Genomic DNA, 24,342 nt, shown 5'->3' with positions numbered 1-24,342 from the left:
GCCGGGAATTAAAAATAATAACAGGCCATATTCCGGGCCTGGCGCGATATTTCTAACAATAATCCAGCCATTTTTTAACATAAGAAAAATAATTAAGAACATTGTGCAACAAATTAATGGGGCTACCACTTTTCGCCAAATTGCCATTTTACTTCCTCCTTAAAGTTGGCGAGATTTCACAGGTTCTCTGCATAAAATGCGTTCTTTGTTACCTGTCAGAGCCTTCTGGCTCATTTCCCCAGAGCGTTCCGCACTCCCGCGAAACACAAAAAAAGCTTTCAGAAGATTTATACGGGCATTTCTCTGGCTGAACTGGCGTTCTGTGACTAAAATGACGCCCGAAACCCAATTTTCCACCCCGCCGGGGCTGAAACAGACCGTGCGATCCTGAGTAGGAATTTTCTGTTTCTGAATTTATCCTTTACATTCTCCTATATCAAGAATTTGTTGGTAAACAATAAGTTATCCTTGTGAATATAAACGTCGCTAGTTTGTTAAACGGGAATTACATCCTGTTATTATTTGTGGTTTTGGCACTCGGTCTGTGCCTGGGGAAAATTCGCCTGGGTTCCGTTCAGCTCGGAAATTCTATCGGCGTATTAGTGGTTTCGCTGCTTTTGGGTCAGCAGCATTTCAGTATTAATACTGAAGCGCTCAACCTCGGCTTTATGTTGTTTATTTTCTGCGTAGGCGTCGAAGCAGGGCCAAACTTTTTTTCCATTTTCTTCCGTGACGGCAAAAATTATTTCATGCTGGCACTGGTGATGGTCGGCAGCGCCATGTTACTGGCACTCGGACTCGGACGTTTGTTCGGCTGGGACATCGGCCTCACCGCCGGGATGCTCGCGGGTTCAATGACCTCAACCCCGGTTCTGGTCGGCGCCGGAGACACGCTGCGTAATACCATGGGCGGTAACAAGATGCTCGGGCCTGAACTGGATAACCTGAGCCTGGGCTACGCCCTGACCTATCTTATCGGTCTGGTGAGCCTGATTTTCGGCGCACGTTATCTGCCGAAGCTGCAACATCAGGATTTGCCTACCAGCGCCCAGCAGATCGCGCGCGAGCGTGGCCTGGATACCGACAGTAAACGAAAAGTGTATCTGCCGGTGATCCGCGCCTATCGCGTGGGGCAGGAGCTGGTGGCCTGGGCTGATGGTAAAAACCTGCGTGAACTGGGGATCTATCGTCAGACTGGCTGCTATATAGAGCGAATCCGCCGTAATGGCATCCTGGCGACACCGGACGGCGACGCCGTATTGCAGGTGGGCGATGAGATCTCACTGGTCGGTTATCCGGACGCACATTCACGCCTCGACCCGAGTTTCCGTAACGGTAAGGAAGTGTTTGACCGCGACCTGCTCGACATGCGTATCGTGACCGAAGAAGTGGTGGTCAAGAATAACCACGCGGTCGGCAAGCGTCTGAGTCAACTGAATCTCACCGATCAGGGCTGTTTCCTCAACCGCGTGATCCGCAGTCAGATTGAAATGCCTATCGATGACAGTATCGTGCTGAATAAAGGCGATGTGTTGCAGGTCAGCGGCGACGCAAAACGGGTGAAAAGCGTGGCGGAGCGTATCGGGTTTATCTCCGTACACAGTCAGCTCACGGATTTGCTGGCCTTCTGCGCCTTCTTTATTGTCGGCCTGATGATCGGCCTCATCACTTTCCAGTTCAAAAACTTTAGTTTTGGCATCGGTAACGCCGCCGGACTGCTGTTCGCCGGGATCATGCTCGGCTTCCTGCGAGCCAACCACCCTACTTTCGGTTATATCCCGCAGGGCGCGCTAAATATGGTGAAAGAGTTTGGCCTGATGGTGTTTATGGCGGGTGTCGGCCTCAGTGCCGGTGCGGGTATCAATAATGGTCTCGGCGCAATAGGCGGCCAGATGCTGCTTTCCGGCCTGATTGTCAGCCTGGTGCCGGTGGTGATTTGCTTCATCTTCGGGGCATATGTTTTACGCATGAACCGCGCTTTGCTGTTCGGAGCCATCATGGGTGCACGAACCTGCGCCCCGGCGATGGAAATCATCAGCGACACGGCACGCAGTAACATTCCGGCACTCGGTTATGCAGGAACCTATGCCATTGCTAACGTATTACTGACGCTCGCCGGTACGCTAATCGTCATCATCTGGCCCGGTGCATGACGTAACTCATTGAAGTGTAATGGGGCAAAAAGAAATCAATATTTTTTTAAATTTTTGCCCCCTCGCACGAACTTTTAAAGTTAGCCAGAGTCTTAATTAGTGCCACTGCTTTTCTTTGAAGTCCCCAAATTTGGAGAGCCCGTCAATCCCGCCTTATTAGGTTCAAGATTGCCGGGTTTTTTCTTTTCTGTATTTAAATCTATTTAAAAACAACAAGTTATCTAACAACCTCATGCTTATTGGCGACAAAATGGCGACAAAATGGCGACAGCCAAAACGCCGCCATTCAGAAGTTTTTATAGTAATGGCCTATTACGCTGTCATACGCATCACGTTCAGAATTTCGCGGAAGGAACGAAAGAGACACCCACCTTTTGCCATCGTGGTAAGAAACATCCCATTGCCTGCCCACCGGCCAAATTGCATACACCGGGTTGCCTTGATTCCCAAAAACCTGTCTCCTGGTTAACTTCTCTCCCTTCGCCATGAAATAAATCACTGCACTGCAAATTTTCAACGAACGCATAAAATCTACCTTTTGCCTCTTTTGCTCTGCCGTCGCCGAACTAATTTTACTGTATATAATTACAGTATAGCAATTACACAAATTTCAGTTTTACAAAATACCCGCCTCCCACCCGCAGACCGCGCCACGCCTGACCAAATAGCATTTTCGGGCAAACCGGTTTGATCTTCCCAACGATCCGGCAGATAGACAAAAACCAAATAATCTCATTAAATTTCATGTGGTTGAGGTTTTTCCTCGATCCTCCACAGATCCAGAAAACTGAAATTTACTGAAATTCTTTTCAATCTTTTCAGTTTGGGAATGATGGGAAAAGCCCAGGCGCGGCGCGGGCTGGCGGTGTGGTTTGTAGAATTTTAAAACTGAAAAAAATTACCAACGCAAAAAGCGCAGGCGGGTGCGGTGTAGTGCAATTTCCGTCTGGTCTTGCTTTGTTTCATGGCCGTGTGGCCCCACAGGCTTACACAGGCGGCTTGATCGTTTTGAAAGGGTCAGGGCGTGGAATGGAATACTGCACGGCGCTGCGTGCGATTGAGGCGGGTTATGTGTAGACACAAAAAAAACCCGCACATAGCGGGCTTTTTAGTATGTAAGATCAGTCTACTTTAGTCAGTGATGGACTACCTCTATAAGCATATTCATTAAATAAGTCATACAGTTCTTCAGCAACACGCACCGAATCTTCGATTTCTACACCTCGCAGGTTCTTCCCCAGATTGTTCCTGCTAAACTTAAAATTTCGTAAGTGGTATTTCTTTAAGATAGCCCCCATTGAATCAACAATCTCTCTTTCATGATGGCGTATGTTGTCCCCTATCGCTTTACCAAAATGCATATAATCCCATTCAATTAAGGCATATTTTCTTTTGGGGACAATGACAATATAAGGTTGCTGTTTTTTACGACACAATGCAAACCAATGATTTATATCATCTTTTGACCCATCTGCAAATTTCTTCATCTTTTGGATCCTTCAGATCTCGATAAATCGTTGTAAGTGACTGATGCGCTTATCCATTAGCATTTTTTATCTCTCCTGCGTCAAAATTAACAATATTTGACTTAAAAGAGAAATAAATTATTAAGATTATTCTTCGTCACCCAATGATTTCACTGTATTTATTCTTAAGCGTCACAACTTTATTTCCCGTGTCTGTTATGGCTAATGCGTTTAACGGCGTGCCGGTATTATTGTGAGAATGCGTGGCCGTCAGCTGTGCCAGCTGCTTTACCACATCCAGGGTATCAAGCATCAGCTGGCAGACGTTGATTGACTGGCTGCCAATCCACACCACCGGCGCAATCACTTCCTGACGGGTGCCTGCTACACTACTGCGCAGCTTACCGACCTTCTCAATCAGTTGGCCGATCACGTTGGTTTCCGCGTTGCCCTGGATACTGGCCACATAATTGGCCTGGGTGGCCAGGCTGTAATCTCCCTGGGCAATCTGCACAATTGCACCAGCCAGCAAGGTGGCTTTGCCCAATACAGTGGTTTTGTCCGTGGCCTGCACGGTGGTTTCCCTGGCCACCAGCGTGCGCGTTTCATCATCGGCTGTGACAACCCGGCTCATGGACGTTTCACGGATAACCTGATCCGTCTGGCGTTCCCAATCGCCCGCCACCGTCACCCGCTGCGATACACCATCACGCTGCTGTTGCAGCTGTTCGCCATACTTTACGGCGGGCAGGCTGTTGCCCTGGGCAAGGGTTTGACGCACAAACGGCTTATCGGCGCGACCACCATTAAACCCRACTTCTACCAGCGTGCCGGGCGGGGGAAACTGAAACATCCCGGACTCACCGCCCGCCATGGGTAACGGCAGCGGCACGGCCGGATAAAGCGGCGTATCTTTTGCCGGATTGCCGTCTGCGTCTAACAACTGCAAGTCCACGGCATAACGCGGCCTGAAAGGATCGGCAATGTTGCCGTTGCTGACGTCTTCGCTGGGCGCTTCCACCCTGGCGAACTGCGGCAGGTGCAAGCCGCTGGCCAGCTCTGGATAATTGCTTTCAACCTGACGTTGAAAAGGTGTTTTCTGCAATGCCTGGCCGGTGGCTTTATTGCGCGGCGTCCAGGTGATTTCCATATCATCATTATGCAATCTGACCTTAGTCAAACGCTGACCGTTCACCTCTACACCAGGGCGTAAAGACTGGATCAGCGGCACGGTCATGGCATTGCCACCAGCAACGCTTTGGTTAAATTCGGCGGGGATGTCCACCGGCTTACCGGCAAACAGCGCATCAGCGGCCGCCCCGACAAAAACGCCACCGTCGGGCAACTGATACCACACGTAATCGGTAATGCTGAACGCTTTCCCCAGGTTGGCTAACAGCTGATAACCGGTGCCGGAATGGGTGAAATGGGGGATCGGCGTGTCGTTATACGCGGCACTTTCAGCCAGGGAAAACGTCAATCCGCTTTCCTCGGTCAGCCATCCGGTGATTTGTCGCAGCGTGGGATGCTGAAAAGAGCATGGCCATAGACGCTCAAACACGCCGACCAGTTCCCGCACAAAAAGCCGCTGATAGCCATTTTCCGCAGGCTGCGAACGCTCCACAAAACCGGTAAACCAGCGCAACACCAGATCGTGATAACCCACGTCCAGGCGCACCAGTTTGCCGGTGTAATCTTCATCCGTCTGCGCGGTGATAAATCCCCGGCCGCAGGCGCTCAACTCTAACGCCAGATTGGCGTCCACCAGGTGCGTGGACGCGTTCGACAAATACAACCGCTTAATGGGTTTCATCCCTTACCCCAATGCATCATTGACCGGTTTCAGCACTTTGCGCTCAAACCACGTCAGTTTTTCGTCACTCTCGGCCGCTGCGTTGCCACTTCCATTGGCACCGCCCGCCCCCTGTTTTGTTGCCGCCGTTTTGCTGCCTGCGCGGGCTTCTTTTTTCTCTGCCACGCTGATTTTTTCACGCAGGGTGAACGTAACCAGCCAGGCCATTTTATTATCCTGCTGCGGCGCATCAATCGCCCCGGTGAACGTCCCTTCACGAAAGTTGATCGCCTGGGCGGTCAGATTGGCTACCCGGTAAACCTGCAACGAACCGCTGGCAGATTTGGCCTCCGCCAGCTCAAACAACCGCTTTAACGTAGCCACATTACGAAAGGATACCGTCCCGGATACGCGCAGTTCTTTGGCCTTAATCCCCTGCTCTGCATTGGCCGTGCTCGATGACTGCCCGGACTGGTCTTTTTCCGCAAACTGCATGGTTGGCGTAACTTTCAGATTCATCAGCGGGATGGCTTCGCCATTAAGTGCCAGTGTGGTTATCGTCATGGATCATCGCCTCCAGCGTTGATAAATCCGTCCCGCTAAATAACGTGGCCAGGGTATACACCGAATCCTGATTCGGAATGTTTTTGCGCAGCTCTCCGGCCAGATACGCGCCGTTCCCTTTGGCCGTAAACACCCACGCCGGGGACGTTTTGCCTTTCAGGGCAGTTAACGCATCAGCCGCCGCAGTCAGGGCAGATCCCCGCGCCGCAGTGAAGTCTTTCAGCGCAGACAACAATCCGGCAGCACTGGCACCGGCCGCCGCGTCCACCTTAGCGGCCGCAATACGCTGGGCATTCACCGCCAGGCGATTGGTGGCCGTAGAAAGCGGCAACGCCGCAGGCAAACCGCCAGATAACCTGGAGGGAATTTGCATTTTAGTGATGGCAAGTTGAGCCGCTTCCTCTGCCCGGCGTTTTACCTGGGCAATCACCGGCAGCGGCAGCACGCTGGAATAATCAGACAGCAATCCCATAAATTCCGTGTGCGTGGGGGCATTGAGCATATGCACCACAATGCTGGTTTCGTCATTGACGCTTTCCAGCTTTTTGGCAAGGTATTCCGTGGCGTTAACCGGGCTTAAATAACTGCTATCCCCCGCCGCCTGGCCAACGCCGTAAACCCACGGATGAACCGGCAGCACCGAACAGGTTAATGCGCGCATATCTGCCGGGATGCTTAACGTTGCCTTACGCCACATTTTCCGGCACCTCCGGCCAGCTGATTTCCGGCGCAGCCGTTGTATCAACCCGGTTCAGTAAAACCCGGTATGTCTTCCATGCCGTCAGACTGGCCGTTTCCGCCTCGGTGGCAATGCCCAGATCAACAGCATCCTGCAAAACAGAAAGGGTATTAACCGCAACCTGCATCCGCCTTTGCTTTTCACTTAACGCCAAATCTTGCAATTCGGCGGCCGTCGCTTCTGGAGCATTCGCCCAATAAGGCATCCCCGCCTTATTGGGCATTCTGATTTTTCCATCAGGGATCGGGTTAACACCAAATTTTTGATAGGTTGCATCCGTGACGGCTTTTGCATCCTCCGGCCACGTTCCAGCCTCCTCATAAACCGCTTTCAGAGGTTCCGGGTAAAACGCATTAGTGACTGCACTGTAGAAATAATTCATCTTGATAGTCCCTTACCAGCCGGTGGCTTCCCAATAACTGCCGCCGCTGTCCTGGCCACAGGTGAAACCGATGTTATTAATAATTTGCGCCGTACCAAAGTTGTCGTTGAACGTCCCGCCGCCGCCATTGATGGCGGTCACCTGAACGTTGACGCAGGCGCTCGGGAAGGGAATGGGAAAATTCACCGTTGACCAGCCTCGACTCCCTTTGTTGACGACGCCCCACTGCTTAATCATTCCCGTGTCACCGCATCGCCACCAGCCGCCGCCGAGATTGGCGGTGTTGGAATTGACCGGCTGCCGGTTATTGGGGCTGAAAACACGCTGCCCCATCTCATAAACCCCGCCGCCTTCGGCGGAAATACTCCCCTGTGTCGCCAGGTCACCGGTGCCGGTAAATCTGACAAAGCCCGTTTGTACGGAGTTCGCCTGATTCACGGTGCGGAAAAGAAAGCCCCCCACGCCGCCGCCCCGGTTGTTCACAAAGTCGGATTCACCCTGGCCGCCGCTTTCGTTCCAGCCTAAATACGTCCCTTGCCCGTCTCCGGGCTGTGGGACTGTTATCGCCCGGAGAAAATTCGCCGTGACGCGACCGTTCACATCACCGCCCACGCGGGGAAATGCGCCCACATCATCGGCATTCAGCCCGATATCTTTGGTGCCATCAAACGCCACACCGGCAATTTTGCGGGCAGTGGCGAGTTTGGTCGCCGCGACTGCCGTCCCGCCTGCGGGTAATGCGCCGACGTCTGCCGGTGTCGGTTTGTTCGCCTGGCAGTAAATTTCATTCCAGGTAGTCCACGGACCATCGACGCCGTTCCACGCTCCGGTAGCGCCACGGGTAAACTGTCGGCCGTTGTTGTTAAAGGCAATTTGCTGCGTCGCATTCGGTCCCCAGGTCACGAAAATCACGCCGACAAAACCGTTCATCGGATAGCCTTTGTCCGTGGTCGCGGCGGCGGCACCGGGCACACCGTAATGCCCGAACATGGCCGTGCCATGCAGCGCGTTGGGCGAGTCCGTCGCGGTTAAGTTCGTGCGGATTTTAAAGGCTGTCGCAATTTCATCAGACAGCGCCTTTTCACTGGCGGCGCTTTGCGCGGCCGTCCACGCGCCCACGTCGGCGGCGGTGGGTTTGTTATTCGCGCTGTACGTTGGCACCCACTCTTTCCAGGGACCATCCACGCCGTTCCAGTCACCGGACAACCCACGATTCCAGATATTCCCGGTGAACGTAACGTACATCTGCTGGCACCCGTAGGCGCTCGGCGTGACATACAGCGTTCCCGCAATGCCTTGCGGATAGTGCAACGCCGCCGTGGCGTTGGCATTTTTAGGCTGCGCGTACAGGGCGGCACTTCCGGCTCCGCTGGCAAAGCCCAGGGTATTAATATCTGTGGTGGTCAGGATGGCCGACGGCACCGTGACGGAATTCACCGCGCTGGCTTGTAACCAGTCACGCCAGGGTCCATCCGTCCCATTCCAGGACGCATTCAGCGCACGCGTCCACACCATGCCGGTATTTTGCACGGTGTAACGTTGCAGCACGCCGCCCGTCCAGGAGGCGGGGATCACTTCCAGCACGCCCGCCGCCTGTGCGCCTGGCGGGTAGCCATTGGCTACCGTGGCATTCGCGCCGGTGCTCTGCACGTAAACCCCGATTTTTGCCAGATTCAGCGTGTTGATATTGATTGTGCCGAGCACGCCAGGAATGACGGGTAACGCCCCCACGTCTGCGGCTGTCAGGTCGAAATCATCAGACAAGGCTTTTTTGTTGATTTTGCGTGTTTTCGGCACACCGTTCAGCGTGTTGAGCGCGGCCTCTGGATCAGAAATATCGGTGAGATTTTTATCTCTGCGCAGATACAGGCTACTGCCCTGCGGGCGCAAATCCGTGATCACGCCGTTCGCGTCAATGCTGGCCAGGGCAAATACGTAGTGCGTAATCCCGCTTTGAACGTAGTCTTTCAGCGTCGTGGCCAGGGTAAATTTGATATCCGTTTTGTATTCGCTGGTCAGCGTGCCGTGATAGCTCACGTCTGCCCATACCTTCATCGGCTTGGTGGTCACGGTGATATTGGTTTTCGCCGCCAGATTGGCACGCAGCCCACCCACGTAGCCCAGTCCCGCCGTCACGTAATATTGCGTGCCGGTTTTTGCCACTAAAAAGCCGTTATCGAAAAATGCCCCGGCACCGTAAATATCCAGGTTAGCCAGGCGCAGGGATTCATCCATGCCCGCCAGGCGTGCCGTGAAATCAATCTGCCAGGTTTCGGCCGGGGTGCTGATCAACGTCTGGGCTTCCGCGCCGTTGTACTCCATCAGGAAAGAACGGGTTAACACGTTGCCCTGCTGACCGTTGGCATTCTTCACTTTGCTCTGTAGCGGCGCGTGCACCACCATGGCCAGCTTTCCGGTGGCCTTATTGATAAGCCCGATCCAGTTAAACGCAAAGTCGCCCACATCTGCGCCCAGCGTCACCGAATACACCACGGCGTTCTGATTGACCAGACCGGTTTTTTCAACCGCCTGACGATACACAATCTGCGCCGCTGGCGGGACAACTTCGGCGCGGTTAATCGGCGCGTTGACGTCCAGCCCTGGCACGTTGGCAAAAACAAATTCATCCAGGACAACCGCCTGGCCATTGGCGGCCTGTGTGGCTTTCCATTGTTCAAAGGCTGTCGTAATCACGGTTTGTGACATGTTATTTCCTTATAACGTTGCGCCAAAAGTGGCGGTTCCTGTTTCACTCACGCCCAGGGTGGCGGGATAGCACACGTATTCGCCCTGGTTCCATCCGGCGCGGATACGCATCCCGGACGTGGTGATCACTTCAAACTGATAACGGCGGCATGTGCGGCCGTACTGACGGATAATCTGCAACAGCAAATCTGCGTTGTCTGAAATCTGGCTATCGGAAACACGGACAATGATCACATCCCAATCAATGCCCGCCTGGCGTTCCAGCAATTCAACGTAGCCAATCCCCAGGCGCTCAAAGATGGCAATAAACCCGGAAACTGAACCCGCGTCCTGCGCATTCACGAATGCATAGGCCACGCGCTTGCGAAACAGTGACAGCGGTTCACCGTTAAAACGCGCAATGTCACGGTCATAGGCCAGAAGATTTAACAGCGGTTCAGCACAGGTCAGCGGATCAAACTGCTGTAGTGGCCAGGTCACCCACGCCACAATCCCCGTCCAGAACTTGACGGCGGCTTTCAGCAATTTGGCCGGTTCGCCCCGGTTCATCCAGGACGGCAATTTCAGGCTTTTCATTTTTGCGGCGAAATCAGGCACCTTTCACCTCCACTTTCAGGCTGACCAAACGCGGCACGCTCAGTTCACTGACGATATCGCCTGAGGAAAACACCAGGGATTCGACCGCATCAAACTGTTTATGCAGCTCCCTGGCCAGGTTCGAAAATGAGAAACGCGAATATGGCCAGGTGCGCTTTACGTCGTATTCCGCGTTTTGCCGGAAGGCGCTGCGGATCAGATTACTGACGCCGGAAATCAGCGCGGCTTTTTCCTCCGCCGTCATGTTGTCCGGGTTATTCACGTACAGCGTGACCGTTAAATTGTGCTGCGTCTCCGGCATGGCCATACACTGCAAATCATCGCCGTGGCCGTGATGCCCCTGCGTACTGATGTAGTCATTCACCGCATCAATAAACGGCTGGGACGTTTCGCCACTGTCTAACAGCAAATAGGCATTGGCCGTACCGGCACCACGCGGGGCGTCATGCACAAAGAAAATGCGATCAACGCTTAACCCCACCACGCCCGCAATCATGCTGCGATACACCGCATCGGTGTGGTAGTTGCCTACCAGGTTGAACTGATTGCGGCACCTGTCCCGTAAATCATCGTCGGATTCTTCATCCGCGCCGGGCGTTAACAGCCAGTCATCCTCGTTAACGGCTTTACTGATGCCCGTCACCGCTACCGGCAAAATGCGGTAATAACCCGGTGCCAGGTTGTAGGCGTTCCCGGCCGCCATCGCCGTGACCGGGATCAGCGCACTGGCCGCGCCCGCCGCCAGCGTCGTATCTGCATCCACCACCACCGCATACGTCACGCCGTTAATGCGTTCCGTCTGGATAACGGTTCCGGCCGGGACGGTCACCGGCTGACTGGCGTTCTCCTTGTAAAAACGGATCACCCCTTTTGCCGCGCTGGCCGGTTTCGCAGTGAGGTTCACCCCCCAGGCCAGCATCCGAAGCATGGCACCGCTGGCCGTGGCCAGGTACATATTGGCCAGCACCGTATTGACCAGCACGTCTTTGATCCACAGTACCGGCGTGGTCACAATGGCGGTAATGAGCCGCCAGAACGGTGACATACGGGAAGTGTTTGTGATCATCCCTTCCGCTTTCACAATCGCCGTAAACTGCTGACCGATTTCCTCCTGAGTGACCGGCATCCCGCTTTCTTTGAGTACCGCCTCAAAATCAATGGTAGGTTTTTCACTCATAATTCACCCCGGCGTCAATTTTGCCGAAATCATAGGTTTCCGCCGTTGCCCACAGGCGTTTTGCGGATTCCTCCGTAATATTCACCGTGCCAGGAATAATGCGTTCATCACTTTCAATTAATAAAACCATTTGAGTGATCACATCGGCGCGTAATGTCGGGCTGCGCTCTGCCACTAATAACGTGGTTAACCCGCTTTCAATAATGGCGTGGACAATATCCTGTGCAATGCTGATACGGTTATTACACAAACCCGGTTCATTACCTGTGTTCAGCGTGAAATCACGCCCGGTAATAAGGAGATCGACATACAGCAAATCCGTCATTAATTTAATTCCTGCCATTCCATTAGCTCGGCCGGTGTTAATCCTTTCGAAGGATGAATATTCACGGTGCCGATTTTTTTACTGTTATCAATTGTGGTTTCCGTATTGGTATTGATTTCCTTTTTCAATCCGCCACGCTCCACGCCTTTTACCGTTCCCCCCGTCAGAATATCGTTACCGATTGGCTGCGGCGGTTGCAGCACCGGGTTTTTATTTCCCGCCCCACTGATTTGATTCGTCACGCCGTTAAACCCTGGCGGCATGGCCGCAGAGGCATTGGCCACAGAATTTGGCATCGTATTTACGGGTGGCATGCCTTTAGGCGTAACCGTCACGGGGACTTCTTTCAGCTCAATATTGACGCCGGGAATATTATTTAACTTCTCAACAATCCAGTTGTATGTGCCGGTAAACGAGGCTTTCAACGAATCCCACAGCTTACCGAATACGTTTCCGATCACGCTGGCAATCTTTTCAAAAGACGCCGCCGGCGAATTGATATCAAAGGACTTCACGACATCAATCCAACCGTCACGCACGATCTTGAACATATCCACCATCCCGCCGATCGCCCGGAACACCAGCTCAAGCGGGATCAGAATGATGTTTATAGCCGCTGCCACCAGCCGCCCGAACGTTTCGCCCGCGCTGGTGACGTTCGTCAGTTGCCCCTGCGTCATTTGGATCGGGGTCAGCAGATTACCGAACCAGCCCACCAACGTTTTTACGCTGTCCCACACCCAGCCAATTGCCGTGCCAATCCCGGAAAACAGCCCGCTGAAAGGGGTAAGCGCACCGGCCGCCTGACCGAACCCGCTGATAAATCCGCTCACAAAGGCTTTGATAGGCTGCCAGAACTTGATCACCGCAATGACCACCGCCGCGATAGCGAGCGCAATCGCCGCCACCGGCGCAATCATCAGCAAGAATGACGCAGCACCCATGCGGGCGGCCATACTGGCGGCCAGCAACGTGACGCGCAGGCCACGCAACCCGGCGCTAAACAGCTGCGTCACGGCATTACTGGCCACCATCGCCACGCGGTTAAGCCCTAACAGCCTGGCCATTGGTGCCAGCAGGCGATTCACACCCATCATCACGAACCCGTGAACGCCCATCACAATATTGGCGATAGCCCCCACGGCCGCAAAACTCAGCAACGCCACGGTGGCATAACCGATCACGCGGGCAATATTGGGGAATAACCGCATCCAGCGCGTAAGCTGTTCGCCACCGTCCGCGATTTTATTGACCAGCGGATACAGCACCGGCAACAGCGTGGAACCGATCGCGGCACGCATGGCAAACCAGATCGCTGTCAGCCTGTCCCAGGGGCGCGTCATTTTCTCGGCCATCTCCGTGGCTCGTTTCATGCCGTCATTGCTGCCCAGCTCGGTGATATTGCGTTTCAGTAGATCAACATTACCGTAAAGCTGTTTAATCACCGCCGCGCTGTCACCAAAGGCAGCGTCTAATTCTCCCTGTGCCTTGAGATTCCCCTCAATGCTCTGACCGTATTTGCCCTGGAGTTTTTCCAGCATGGCAGGCATGGACAGCATTTTTCCCTGGGCATCCTGGAAACTCAGCCCCAACTTTTGCGCACCGGCTGCCGCACCGCTTAGGAACCCTTCATAAGAGCCGCTCGCTTCCGTACCTAATGAGCGTTGCAGCTCACCCAACACGGCCAGCTGTTCATCCATCCCCACGCCATAGTTGGAACCGACACCCCGCGCCCCTTCCATAAGGTCTTTAATGGTGGCCATGTCCGTGCCGAACTGGTTTTTCATGTAGGCCATTTTGCCCGCCAGTTCTTCCGCGAACTGCACTTTGCCTACCTCGGCCGCATAGCCGCTGAACTGGGTAAACATCTGCCCCATGAATTCCGACGCTTCCCCGGCCGTGCTTTTCAGCGCCTTGGCGGCGGTATTGGCCACCACCGTGACGCGGGGCAATTCGGCGTTTGTCAGCCCGGCCACGGCGGCGTTGATTTCGGCGGAGGATTTGACAAACTCCACCGCCGATTCCCCGTATCGCACGCTGAATTTCAGGGCATCATCCGTGACTTTGGCCAGCGCATCATCATTAATGCCGCGTGCGCTGGCTTCCTGCATGGCGTCAAACATCTGAATGGCCGGATCCAATGCAGCTGTGATTGACGCGCCCACGCCCCACAACGCAGCCGCACCGATGGCCACTTTGCCAAAGGCGGCCGCACTTTCCTGGGCGAACCCGCTCACAGAGGATTGCACCTGGCGAAGGGGGCGCGTCATGTTGTCAATTAAACTGAGTGTAAAATCTAAATCAGCCATTATTCGCCTTTAAATGCCAGGGCAATGCCATTTGCTACAGCTATGCGTTGATTCTCCCAATGCCGGTTATCCAGCCACACGGCACGGGCTAAGTTTTCGGGGTCGTCATTTTCATGCGGTAAATAATGGCGGCGCAAAATCAGATATTGTTCCAGCCCATTATTTTCAATTGCGCGTACCCGCGCCGTTAGTTTTTTAGTTCAATCTCTGATTTCGGCGCGAACTGATCATTCACGAAGCTGCAAATTTGCAGGGCAGAACCGGGAATATCTAAAATGGTATCCAGCGCTTCTTTGCATTCAACATGAACAATACGACGCAAATAGTTATTTGCCGGTGCCACTTTATTATCCATCGACATTTCGTTAATGAATTTATTGTAGGCGGTGGCGTTAGGTTCAAAGGTCAGTGCGGTGCCGTTTACAGCCATCGTAATTTTGCTCATTGTTTTATTTCCTTCCGTTGGTTTATTTCATCGACTAATTGATTATGACGTGCCGCACAGTCTGAATATTGCGGCGTCAGTATTAATAAAGGTTCGGTAATGTCTTTGCCCGTTATCCCATTAATGCGGGGGAGTTTTACCGGGCATTTGGTTAACAGATTTTCCTGATAAGGCACGTTCGGCTTTGTCGGCAGCGGCGTTGTACATGCTGACAAGCTCAGGAGACAAACACTCGTTAGTAAAAACCGGTTTAAGTATTTCCGTGCGGATTTCCACAGGTTGCGCATTTCGCAGTGCCTCCAATGTATTTTCCAGCTTGCGGCCGGATTCACTGGCCACCTTCTCACCGGCCACGCGGGAGGCTTCCCCCGCCGCGTGTGCGGCATTGGTGATCATCAATTCCACGCTATCGCTGTACCAGGCATTAACCTTCCAGCCCGCTGCGAACGCAGCCAACAACGCCAGGACGGCAATCACCAGCGGCTTGCCCATCATTTCACCCCGTTGTGTTCCAGGCTGAAATGGTTGCCGTCCGGGCGGGTTTTGAATCGCCCGCCCCACACGCCGCCCAGGGATTCCCAATATTCCCCGAGCGGTTTATAGGCTTCGGTCTGGGTCTGGTATTGGCCGTTGATGAACAAATTAAAATCCATCGCCAGACGCTGCGTGTGTAAGCTATTGGCAATGCCCGCGCCGCTTTTGGCATTGAGTTTGGCCTGTTCCGGCGTGCGGTAGGCTTCACCAAAGGTCAGCCGGTAACCATGATTGCCTGCCCACTCGATCAGCTGGCCAATCAACTGCACAAACAATTGCTGCTTTTCGCTTAATGTCATTTCAGTTTTCCTTTCCCTGATAAATAACGACTTCCCTTTTTGCGTAGCCAGATTTCAACGGCCTGGTGGCCAATAATCCCCAGCGCAGCACCCAATCCGGCAATGGCCACCGGCGAAATATCCGGGATCCAAATCAGCGCCGCCGCTGCCACCATTGAGGTGGCCGAACCCAGGATAATGCGGCCAAAAAACAGCTTTCCGGTCATTGGTTCACTGCTCACTAACATCTGTCCCAGGGCGATAAGTGCGCCCAGCAGGATCAGACTTAAAATACTTTTTTCGTGCTCTTGCATCCGTGCAATGTCCTTATCCGATCAGGTTGCGCGTATCTTCATCTTCCAGATACGGCACGCCGTTAATGCGCACAAACTGCGGGCTTGTGACCATGTACTTAATTTTATGGCTCAGCGTGCTGCCGCCCTTCGGATCGTTATCCAGCAGGTTGCTCACCACCAGCTTGCAGCCAAAGGCTTCAATCTTCAGCTCTTCATTACCGGCCTTGGCATAGAACATCAGATCCACCGGGTCGATACCGCGCCACGAACCGGCACGGCGTGCAATGGCCGTCAGCTGCGTAAGCACTTTTGTAGAGATTTCAATCTCACCCTCGGCCGCCACATCCCCGGACACATGGCCATCAGGCACGCCCTGAGTGGACGCCGCCGCCGTGTTATCCGTGATATCCAAACTGACCTTTTCAATGTGGATCAGGTCACCGTCAATTCGCACATCGGTGGACTGGCCTGAAATACGTTTCATCGTTAATTACTCCCTGTCAGGCTGGTATCCAGCAACAAGCTCACCGTGATGCCTTTCGGGCATTCATACGGACGGATCACGATGTAGATCGCCACTTTGGTGGCTGACTGCCAGGTGATCGTCACATCATCATCCTTCGGCGGCTTCACTTCGCCGGGGAAGGTGATGCCGTTAATCTGACTGGCCACCGACATTTCACGCAGCACCTTGGCAAAAAGTGCCTGGTGGGCGGCAATGCTGGACGGAGTGCTGTTTAACGAGCGGTCTGCGATTTTGGCAATCGCCTGCAAACGCACGCGACGGGCGGCCTTATCGGCAATACGCAGGTACTCAATCGCCTGGTAATCACCGCCTTCCGCGTCCAGCGTCAGTCCATCCGCCCAGTAGTAACCGTCATAGTCGGGATACCACATCGGCACGCTGAAACGCTGCGCCTGCAAGGCTTGCAGGGTGGCCAGATCCAGCGCTGCCCCTTTGCCGTCCACCGGCATTTCATCCCTGCCCAGGGAGACCAGCGCACCGGTTTTCACCCGCGCCGGGCTGTCAGCCACGGTCACCGCACGACTGCACAGGCGGCCAGCCAGCACGCCAGGCTCATTACCAAACAAACGCGGCACAAGCTGCACGGACGGGGCAGAAATCTGCGCCTGTAAGGCCACCATGCGAACCAAATATTCCGCCCAATCTTCCTCGGCCTGCGGTGCCTGCACGGAAAGAATGAACCAGTTCCAGCGTGAGAAGCTGGCCAGCAATTTGGCGCGCAGCTCTGCCGCCTTGTTGATAGGCGTTTTCGTGGCGATATCGTCCAGTAACACCACACCTTCAACAGAGCAAAGGGATTGCGCGGCCAGCACCGCATCCGCCCAGGCACTTTCTCCGGCATCATCCGCCAGCACATGCACGTAACCGCTCCAGTTGGATCCGGCGTTGAGYATGGCAGCAAGGACATTACTTTTTAAAACGCTGTCTTCTGCGCCAAGCAACGCATCAAAATTACTTTGGGTATTCACCGCCAGCGTTTTACCGGCGTTGATTGTCCCCGTACCGACATAGAGCACCACGCGCTCAATCTCGTTTGTTTCACCCTGTAGCTGATTGACCTGATTTACATCGACCGTTGGCCACCCCATAACTTCCCCTTAGTGTCCTGCGTCTGCGCCAAATCCGATGCCCTGGAGTTGCCGCGCTAACGCTTTATTAAAATCGTCTTCCGTGATACCCAGAAAAGGACGTGATGGAACATCGACCGACCAGGACGCTTTTGCCGCTTTCCCTGATAATTGCCGGATCAACAGCCCGGCTTTGGCCATCGTCATACCTTCCTGAATTTCTTTAAACGGCGGCTTTCGCCAGCGCTTACCCTTTTTGACCTTGTACCCCAGCGCCCGCAGGCGTTTGGCCTGCCGCTGAGTGGCGGGCAAACTTCCCGCCCTGCCCTTGCGTTCAACCTGGCGACGGCTTACCGTCACGTTCATGCCGTTTTGCTGGGCATAACCCACCGTTCCGGCCGCCACGGCCTTTTTGCCGTTGCGATACCCGCCGCCGCTCAGGTAAATACGTACCCCGTCGATTTCGGGCATTTCCCGGATATGCAGCAGCTTTGGCATATTGCGCAGCATCTTGCCTTTGCGCTTTGTCTGGCGTCCCTGCCATTTCTGGCCATCCGGGCTGGCCTGATTTCTGACGTTACGTTTAGCGGCCGGGATCAATCCGTATTTCCCCAACCGCCACATCAGCCGTTTACGCTTGGCCGGGGGCAATTCCAGGCTGGCCAGCTGTTTGCGCACTGCCTTAAGCTGCGCCCGGTCTAACTCACCCCGGATAATCATTTTTCACTGCCAAGCGGTACACCCTGTTCATCAACGCCGTACACCACGGCTTCACTGGCAAACCAGATGGTGGGATCAGCAAGCCGCCATCGTGCCCCGTCCAGGGGAATATTGCCGTTGTCGTCCTTCACCAGGTTTAACGCTTCCACCATCGGTAACGTGATCACCACCACGGCGGTTTCCTCATCCACCAGATCGATATCAAAATCAGGTAACTCGGTGTCTATGCCGAATTCTTCAAACAATTCCCGGTCAGATTCCATCAACCACACCAGCAGCAGCGCCGCCAGGTTGCGCGGGTCATACAGCCGGTACGGGAATCTGTCCCAGGCCAATACGGCGTTGTAGCGGATCACCGCCAGGCGGTACTGTTCCAACCCTAAATCCCGTTGCGCGGGGATAAAACTCAGTTCATCCATATAGCTGGAAAAACCAGCCCCCTTGAACGTCCTGGCGGGCATACTTTGGGTGACGAACGTACTCAGCGCATCTAACTGGCTCATATCTTCCTTACCGTCACGCGGCGCAATCCCTTGATTGCCCGGATGATGATCGAACCTTCAGCCAATAACCCGGCGCGGGTTTCTTCACTTTCCTGCCCTGGGTGCGACTCCCTGCGCCCCTGGCTTGCGAACTCTGCGATCAAATCGGCCTTTGCGCGGGCAAACACTGCTTTTTTATAACGAGCACAAAGCAGGTTTTCGCCAGGGCGACCGATATCCGGCACCGCGCTGGCCTGGCCAAATCCCTTGGCCAAGTAACCATCCTTGACGGTCTGCAACAGGTCATTCACTTCCCCGGCCGCCGTCAGCAGCGCCGTGGCTACTGTCCCGGCGTCTACATCGGCGGGGATGCTGCGCTGTTCCTGGAAATCCGCCAGATTCAAATCTGGCCAAAATCCGTCATTCGTTAACGGTTCATCCTGGTAATCAATCGGCGTTCCGCTAAACATAAAATTCTCCGTAAGAAACGGGCAGACCGGGATCCACGGTACATAACCCAAGGGTATTACCTTCCCCGCGCCCGTTCCGGCTTGCGGTAGTCTTTACTGAACCGGCGTGACCGGCTGAACTTCAGATTCATCAAACCAGCGATCAACGGCGCGGCCGTCAGCTGCCTGGTAATGAATCAAATAAGCAGGGCAATTATTGAGGTATTCGGCACGGCCTTTAACGTGACCCGTTTCACCGCTGACAGAAATCTTTACCGCCTGGCCTAAACCGTGTTTAAAACTCATTTTTTAGCTCCTGATTGCTTTTCCAAATAGCGGACGCGGGCGGCAATTTGTTTACGCATTGTTCCCACGCCGCACTGTGAATGCAGCTTTTCAGCTCTGGCCAGCAGGGCGTCCACGCTCTGCAACAGCCCCACATCATCGGTGGCCGTGGCACGCGGCACGCCGTGTTCGTCAAACAGCTGACGCATACCGGCGAACTTGAACCACTTGGCCTGGATCACTTCATACAGCTCCCACTTTTCCGCCACATCGGTAAACGTGCGGGAAAAATAAGGCTCAACAGGGTGGCCATCCCTGGCCTGTACTTCCGCCCATTTCAGGACGGTATCCGCCACAAAGGTGGGGAAATTGCTTTTCAACTCTGGCGGGGTTTCCTGCCCCTGCTCAATGGCGATATCCGCCAAATTAAGCGCGGCGTCCATGTCGCCCACGTCAAAAAGCCAAATCACACACCATGCCAGGATCGGATTGCGGTACACCTCTCCGCCATTCAGGTACTTTTCAACGGTGGGCATCCAGCGCGGCAGTAATTCATCACGCTTTAACGCCACCTTTTGCGCCAATGTCAGCCCGTGCAACATGTCCACATCGTTGGCCAGCGCCGCGCTCAGAACGTGCAAGCTGTCTGCCCCTTCCAGTGCCTGGCGTTGTCTTAACTTCGTTTCTGCCGCAATGCGGGCATTGTGTCGCTGCGCGGGTGACAGGCTCATATTTACTCTCCGCCTACGGGTTCGGATGGCTCGGCAACGGTGCCGATGGTCACGGCTGATTCATCAATCGCCGCATACAGTTCCGGGTATTCCACCGCATAACCTTCATTACGCAGGTACTTGTTTTCGTACTGCTTACGGTCTTCAACAAACTCCGCTTTGCGCTGACGGGTATTGCGCTGCGTATAGATGTGAAGGTTTGAGAGCGTAGTCACCACCATGCGCTTACCCGGCATAAATGGCGGGATGATGGCCTGACGCCCGGCAATGGAGTCCTGCAACATCTGCGCGGCGATTTTCTCGCTTGGACGATCAGCAGCCTGGTACAGGCGATACTGTTCAGCCGCCACCAGGTCAGCACCCACCAGTACCACCAGCCGTGGATCGTTGCGGTATTCCTGCGGGATTTTGGCGTTGATCAGGTCTGACGCCATCGCATCCAGTGACTTGTAATCACCGCGCTGATCCAGCGTGACCGCATCGGTCATGATTTGTTTTTCTCGAATCTTGCGAACAATTTCATGCCAACCGATATTCACATCTTCGCCGTTCGGGTTCTTCTCATAGTCCGTTGAGGTTTCAACGGTCTTGCCGTTAAAGCCAATACGCAACATATCCAGGGCAAAGGTCTGCGTGGTAAACGCGGTGACGCGCTGGAAAAATTCTTCCTCAGAACCAGCATTTGCCCAGATAGAAAGCAGATCCCAACGCAGCGCGGCGCAGGAGTCAGTTTCAACCAGTTTGTACTCATTACCCGAAACGCCTACGTTGCGACGAAAACGCCCATCAGCAATACGGCCGGTATGCAGACCGGACGCGCCCACGCTCACCACCTGACCAGAAAGCTGGTCAACATCGGCCACGGTGATCCAGTTCAGGAAATCCGAACTTTCCAGCAGCGCGTCACGCAGCTGCGTTTCCTTCGGATCAGACAGTGAGAAATAATTACTTTCCTCGCCACCGTCCAGACCGTTAGCCGCCGCAAGTCCCGCGCCGAATTGCTTTAAAAAGCCACGCGCTTTTGCATTTAAAATCATTATTTATTCATCCTTAATCGCTACTCAGCGGTTAATGTTTTTCCCTGGCGAAAGCCTGATAAATGCTTATAAGAACTGGAACGGTTTTTTGCCGCCTTTTGGATTCTTACCAGGCAACTTAGTGACCTTGTTATCCAGCTTGCTAAAGTTATTGACGATATTGGGTAATTCATCGCGCAGGCGGGCAAATTCTTCCGTATCCACCACCTCTTTAACGGTTTCGACATCGCTCTGAATATCTTCAACAGTTGTGTCAGTTGCTTCCGTTTTAGTTTCCAGTGCAGCGACGCGGTTTTCTAACGCCGCTAATGCTTCAGCCATTGCCTGTAATTTGTCGCCGCCCTGCGTAGTTTCTTCCGGCGCAGGCGTTTCATCTTCAATACTGAACATGCTACGCCACCCTGATTTCGCTTTATTCTTCCCTGCCATGTTAATTTCCTTAACTTCGTTAATTACGAGCGGAACACTATTACCAATAAAGTATTTGTCTTTCCGCTTATTAAATCGCATTCGCGTAGTGCCTACGCTTGCGGGTTCGTTTGTAACGCCTAGCCCTTCCAGGTAATAACGGCCTGTGCTGCGGTAATTACCATCCGGTGTTAATTCCACTGAGGTAAATAAAAGCTGACCATCCCGATTAGCCCTAATCAAATCGGTGGAAGGACACAGGCGAGCGAACAGCTTTACCCGCCCTGCATCATCTTCCGACCAATCCACCTCTAACACCTCACCTGCATTACCAAAGCAACGCTCATGCTCTGGCCAAAGCAGTGCGGGATTCTCATTTTCAGGATCGTAAGTTTCAGCTGCATCAATTAACATCTTCCTTGTCAATTCGCGCTTATCAACTGTTTCCCCTTCGGTAGCGATACAAAGCCAATTCGTCATTAAATGTGAATCTGCCATGCCGGAATTCATCTCCATTGTTTCCGTGGAATGCAGTATCGCTAATTTATAATAAATTCGCAGCAAGTGAGATTCGGATATAACTCGATATCCGAATGTACTAGAAAGAAATATCACCCCATACCACGCATAATGATTGCATGGCTAAATACACAGACGAACTAAAAGACGTTGCCCGCGCATTATATTTGCGCCGTGCCACGCCAAAGGAAATTGCCCAAGATTTAAATCTGCCAAATGCGCGGATAATTTACTATTGGGCGCAAAAAGGGAATTGGGCTGATTTACTCAGCCACGAATCAACAGAGGAAGCCATTGAACGCCGTTACCAATTATTAGTTGGCCGGGATAAAAAAACAGAGCTGGAATTAAAAGAAATAGATGTGCTGATTGCTCACGCCGTGAAATTGCGTGCGCAGACAAATAAGCATAATGAGAAAATGGCCGCCGCCAAATCTGGCAACCAGGGAGGATATGACAGCCAGGGCGGGAACGGTGACGGCGCAGAGCCGGTGAAGAAACGCAAATATAAGAAAAACGATATCTCCGGCATGACGCAGGATGATTTTGACGCTTTCGCAGAGGAACATTTATTCGGCTATCAGAAGCACCTGCGTAATAACCTGGCACAGCAGATCAGGAACATCCTGAAAAGCCGCCAGATTGGTGCCACCTGGTACTTTGCGATTGAGGCATTCGAAAATGCGGTCATGACCGGCGACCCGCAAATTTTCCTTTCCGCCTCCAAAGCCCAGGCGGAAGTATTCCGCTCTTATATCGTCAACATCGCAGAGCAGTATTTCGGCATCACGCTGACCGGCAACCCGATCAGACTAAGCAACGGCGCAGAGCTGCGCTTTCTGTCCACCAACAAAAACACCGCGCAGTCCTACAGCGGCCATTTGTACTGCGACGAATATTTTTGGGTGCCGAACTTCGCCAAACTTAACGAGGTGGCCAGCGCAATGGCCACACACGATCACTGGCGAACCACCTACTTTTCAACGCCCAGCGCCAAGACGCATCAGGCTTACCCCTTCTGGACAGGGGAAGAATGGAAGCAGGGAGACAAAGAGCGCCAAACTGCCGTTTTCCCAACCTTTGATGAAATGCGCGACGGCGGCCGACTCTGCCCGGATGGACAGTGGCGGTATGTCATCACGATGGAGGACGCAGTTAAAGGCGGGTTTAACCGTGCCAGCATCGACAAGCTGCGCAACCGCTACAACCGTGACACGTTCAACATGCTGTATATGTGCGTGTTTGTGGACAGTAAAGACAGCGTTTTCAAATTCAGTGATCTGGAAATCTGCGGCGTGGACGTGGCCGACTGGCAAGACCATGACCCCAACGCCGAGCGGCCGTTTGGCAACCGTGAGGTATGGGGAGGCTTTGACCCGGCGCGTTCTGGCGATACCTCTACGTTTGCCATCGTTGCCCCACCACTTTATGCCGTGGAGAAATTCCGCGTGCTCTGCCTTTTTCACTGGAAAGGGATGAATTTCGCCTATCAGGCAGCGCAGATCAAAAAGCTGTTTGGGAAGTACAACATGACTTACATAGGCGTTGACGTCACTGGCATTGGCCGGGGCGTATTTGAACTGATTGAACATTTTGCCCTACGTGAAGCGGTAGCCATTCACTACGGCATGGAAACCAAAACCCGGCTGGTGTTGAAGATGATCGACGTAATAGGCGCAAAACGCCTGGAATGGAACAAAGACAACCGGGAAATTGCCGCGTCTTTCCTATCCATCCGACACACCAGCACGGCCAGCGGCAACGCCATGACGTTCAAAGCCGATCGCACGGTGGAAACCGGCCACGCCGATGCCTTTTGGGCAATCGCGCACGCCGTTATTAACGAGCCGATCAACTTTGAGCACAAGCGTAAATCTAAATGGAAATTAGGAAAAAAAGCAGCATGAACAAACGCAAACCATCCCGCCAGGCTAAGAAGGAACAGCCTGACCGTAGCAAAAAAATGAGCATCATCAGCATGGGACGCCCGGAACCCATCCTGACCACCGGCACAAATTACCGGGATATCTGGTATGACAATGAATTCGATCACTACACCCTGCCGATTGACCGCCTGGCACTGGTTCAACTGACGAACTTAAACAGTCAGCACGGCGGCGTGATTTATGCCCGTCACAACATGGTGGCATCGGATTATCTGGGCGGCGGTTTAACGCATGAGCAGCTGCGCGGCGGCGTCTTTGATTATTTATCCTGCGGCGACCTGGCCATTCTGAAAGTGCGTTCGGGCTGGGGTGACGTGGTGGATTTGCTGCCCCTGCCGTCGCTGTATCTGCGCGTGCGTAAAACCGGGGAATTTGTAGTTCTGCAGGACGGCGAACCGTTGGTATACAG

At 53.6% G+C, this 24,342-nt stretch carries 29 protein-coding genes; 3 read left to right on the top strand and 26 right to left on the bottom strand.

What is annotated here, in order from left to right:
• On the bottom strand, window positions 1–147 hold a 147-nt coding region (ybjM, locus tag AC1DUO_RS19655), incomplete at its 3' end, for an inner membrane protein YbjM (protein WP_477988408.1).
• A 323-nt stretch (window positions 148–470) separates the two neighbouring features.
• Between ybjM and AC1DUO_RS19650 the strand changes: the two genes are divergently transcribed.
• Window positions 471–2,153, top strand: a complete 1,683-nt coding sequence (locus tag AC1DUO_RS19650) for an aspartate:alanine antiporter (protein WP_013575820.1) — start codon at window positions 471–473, stop codon at window positions 2,151–2,153.
• Window positions 2,154–3,274: 1,121 nt separating this feature from the next.
• Here AC1DUO_RS19650 and AC1DUO_RS19645 read toward each other — a convergent pair.
• From AC1DUO_RS19645 to AC1DUO_RS19525, 25 genes are all read right to left on the bottom strand, one after another.
• Window positions 3,275–3,640, bottom strand: a complete 366-nt coding sequence (locus AC1DUO_RS19645; RefSeq protein WP_112152101.1) for a hypothetical protein — start codon at window positions 3,638–3,640, stop codon at window positions 3,275–3,277.
• A 136-nt stretch (window positions 3,641–3,776) separates the two neighbouring features.
• Window positions 3,777–5,432 (bottom strand): hypothetical protein, encoded by a 1,656-nt coding sequence (locus AC1DUO_RS19640; protein ID WP_477988405.1) that lies wholly within the window; start codon window positions 5,430–5,432, stop codon window positions 3,777–3,779.
• Between the two features lie 3 nt (window positions 5,433–5,435).
• Window positions 5,436–5,975 carry a baseplate complex protein gene (locus AC1DUO_RS19635; protein WP_013575826.1) on the bottom strand — a complete coding sequence of 180 codons (540 nt, stop codon included), beginning with the start codon at window positions 5,973–5,975 and terminating at the stop codon, window positions 5,436–5,438.
• Window positions 5,950–6,672 (bottom strand): hypothetical protein, encoded by a 723-nt coding sequence (locus AC1DUO_RS19630; RefSeq protein ID WP_477988402.1) that lies wholly within the window; start codon window positions 6,670–6,672, stop codon window positions 5,950–5,952. Before AC1DUO_RS19630 ends, AC1DUO_RS19635 begins: the two co-directional genes overlap by 26 nt.
• Window positions 6,662–7,096, bottom strand: coding sequence for a tail fiber assembly protein (locus AC1DUO_RS19625; RefSeq protein WP_254305116.1), 435 nt, complete (start codon window positions 7,094–7,096; stop codon window positions 6,662–6,664). Before AC1DUO_RS19625 ends, AC1DUO_RS19630 begins: the two co-directional genes overlap by 11 nt.
• Window positions 7,097–7,108: 12 nt before the next feature.
• Window positions 7,109–9,802 carry a phage tail-collar fiber domain-containing protein gene (locus tag AC1DUO_RS19620; protein WP_112152097.1) on the bottom strand — a complete coding sequence of 898 codons (2,694 nt, stop codon included), beginning with the start codon at window positions 9,800–9,802 and terminating at the stop codon, window positions 7,109–7,111.
• 9 nt (window positions 9,803–9,811) lie between these two features.
• Entirely contained in the window at window positions 9,812–10,378 is a 567-nt protein-coding gene (locus AC1DUO_RS19615) for a phage tail protein (RefSeq protein ID WP_254305119.1), read from the bottom strand.
• A gap of 13 nt (window positions 10,379–10,391) precedes the next feature.
• The gene (locus tag AC1DUO_RS19610) at window positions 10,392–11,576 is read right to left on the bottom strand and encodes a baseplate J/gp47 family protein (protein WP_119261724.1); all 1,185 of its coding nucleotides are present in this window, start codon (window positions 11,574–11,576) and stop codon (window positions 10,392–10,394) included.
• A complete protein-coding gene (locus AC1DUO_RS19605) occupies window positions 11,569–11,901 on the bottom strand; it encodes a DUF2590 family protein (protein WP_013575832.1) in 333 nt (110 codons plus the stop codon). The genes AC1DUO_RS19610 and AC1DUO_RS19605 overlap by 8 nt, the downstream gene beginning before the upstream one ends.
• On the bottom strand, window positions 11,901–14,210 hold the full coding sequence (locus tag AC1DUO_RS19600; protein ID WP_477988399.1) for a phage tail tape measure protein: 2,310 nt from the start codon (window positions 14,208–14,210) through the stop codon (window positions 11,901–11,903). Before AC1DUO_RS19600 ends, AC1DUO_RS19605 begins: the two co-directional genes overlap by 1 nt.
• Entirely contained in the window at window positions 14,210–14,347 is a 138-nt protein-coding gene (locus tag AC1DUO_RS19595) for a DUF6890 family protein (protein ID WP_414153064.1), read from the bottom strand. Before AC1DUO_RS19595 ends, AC1DUO_RS19600 begins: the two co-directional genes overlap by 1 nt.
• Before the next feature lie 50 nt (window positions 14,348–14,397).
• The gene (locus AC1DUO_RS19590; RefSeq protein WP_477988397.1) at window positions 14,398–14,655 is read right to left on the bottom strand and encodes a putative phage tail assembly chaperone; all 258 of its coding nucleotides are present in this window, start codon (window positions 14,653–14,655) and stop codon (window positions 14,398–14,400) included.
• Window positions 14,652–14,831: a hypothetical protein gene (locus tag AC1DUO_RS19585; RefSeq protein WP_112152092.1), complete on the bottom strand. Its 180-nt coding sequence runs from the start codon at window positions 14,829–14,831 to the stop codon at window positions 14,652–14,654. The genes AC1DUO_RS19590 and AC1DUO_RS19585 overlap by 4 nt, the downstream gene beginning before the upstream one ends.
• Complete coding sequence (locus AC1DUO_RS19580) at window positions 14,776–15,150, bottom strand: hypothetical protein (RefSeq protein ID WP_112152091.1); 375 nt, start codon at window positions 15,148–15,150, stop codon at window positions 14,776–14,778. Before AC1DUO_RS19580 ends, AC1DUO_RS19585 begins: the two co-directional genes overlap by 56 nt.
• The gene (locus AC1DUO_RS19575; protein ID WP_112152090.1) at window positions 15,147–15,488 is read right to left on the bottom strand and encodes a M15 family metallopeptidase; all 342 of its coding nucleotides are present in this window, start codon (window positions 15,486–15,488) and stop codon (window positions 15,147–15,149) included. Before AC1DUO_RS19575 ends, AC1DUO_RS19580 begins: the two co-directional genes overlap by 4 nt.
• On the bottom strand, window positions 15,485–15,781 hold the full coding sequence (locus tag AC1DUO_RS19570) for a phage holin family protein (protein WP_013575837.1): 297 nt from the start codon (window positions 15,779–15,781) through the stop codon (window positions 15,485–15,487). Before AC1DUO_RS19570 ends, AC1DUO_RS19575 begins: the two co-directional genes overlap by 4 nt.
• Window positions 15,782–15,794: 13 nt before the next feature.
• The gene (locus AC1DUO_RS19565) at window positions 15,795–16,247 is read right to left on the bottom strand and encodes a phage protein (RefSeq protein WP_013575838.1); all 453 of its coding nucleotides are present in this window, start codon (window positions 16,245–16,247) and stop codon (window positions 15,795–15,797) included.
• A 2-nt stretch (window positions 16,248–16,249) separates the two neighbouring features.
• Window positions 16,250–17,377 carry a DUF2586 domain-containing protein gene (locus AC1DUO_RS19560; protein ID WP_477988393.1) on the bottom strand — a complete coding sequence of 376 codons (1,128 nt, stop codon included), beginning with the start codon at window positions 17,375–17,377 and terminating at the stop codon, window positions 16,250–16,252.
• A gap of 9 nt (window positions 17,378–17,386) precedes the next feature.
• Entirely contained in the window at window positions 17,387–18,076 is a 690-nt protein-coding gene (locus AC1DUO_RS19555; protein WP_112152088.1) for a phage virion morphogenesis family protein, read from the bottom strand.
• Window positions 18,073–18,579, bottom strand: coding sequence for a phage tail protein (locus AC1DUO_RS19550; protein WP_112152087.1), 507 nt, complete (start codon window positions 18,577–18,579; stop codon window positions 18,073–18,075). Before AC1DUO_RS19550 ends, AC1DUO_RS19555 begins: the two co-directional genes overlap by 4 nt.
• Window positions 18,576–19,028 carry a head completion/stabilization protein gene (locus tag AC1DUO_RS19545; protein WP_477988390.1) on the bottom strand — a complete coding sequence of 151 codons (453 nt, stop codon included), beginning with the start codon at window positions 19,026–19,028 and terminating at the stop codon, window positions 18,576–18,578. Before AC1DUO_RS19545 ends, AC1DUO_RS19550 begins: the two co-directional genes overlap by 4 nt.
• Before the next feature lie 93 nt (window positions 19,029–19,121).
• Complete coding sequence (locus AC1DUO_RS19540) at window positions 19,122–19,313, bottom strand: hypothetical protein (protein ID WP_013575843.1); 192 nt, start codon at window positions 19,311–19,313, stop codon at window positions 19,122–19,124.
• On the bottom strand, window positions 19,310–20,023 hold the full coding sequence (gene gpM / locus AC1DUO_RS19535) for a phage terminase small subunit (protein ID WP_013575844.1): 714 nt from the start codon (window positions 20,021–20,023) through the stop codon (window positions 19,310–19,312). The genes AC1DUO_RS19540 and gpM overlap by 4 nt, the downstream gene beginning before the upstream one ends.
• A 2-nt stretch (window positions 20,024–20,025) precedes the next feature.
• A complete protein-coding gene (locus AC1DUO_RS19530; RefSeq protein WP_013575845.1) occupies window positions 20,026–21,060 on the bottom strand; it encodes a phage major capsid protein, P2 family in 1,035 nt (344 codons plus the stop codon).
• Between the two features lie 66 nt (window positions 21,061–21,126).
• Window positions 21,127–21,966, bottom strand: a complete 840-nt coding sequence (locus AC1DUO_RS19525; RefSeq protein WP_013575846.1) for a GPO family capsid scaffolding protein — start codon at window positions 21,964–21,966, stop codon at window positions 21,127–21,129.
• Window positions 21,967–22,106: 140 nt separating this feature from the next.
• Between AC1DUO_RS19525 and AC1DUO_RS19520 the strand changes: the two genes are divergently transcribed.
• Window positions 22,107–23,894, top strand: a complete 1,788-nt coding sequence (locus tag AC1DUO_RS19520) for a terminase large subunit domain-containing protein (RefSeq protein ID WP_477988387.1) — start codon at window positions 22,107–22,109, stop codon at window positions 23,892–23,894.
• Window positions 23,891–24,342, top strand: a 452-nt coding sequence (locus tag AC1DUO_RS19515) for a phage portal family protein (protein WP_477988386.1), incomplete at its 3' end; no start/stop codon positions are given. The genes AC1DUO_RS19520 and AC1DUO_RS19515, both read left to right, overlap by 4 nt.

The organism is Rahnella sp. P4_A8 (assembly GCF_056402435.1).
This window is presented reverse-complemented; position numbering and strand designations above follow the sequence as displayed.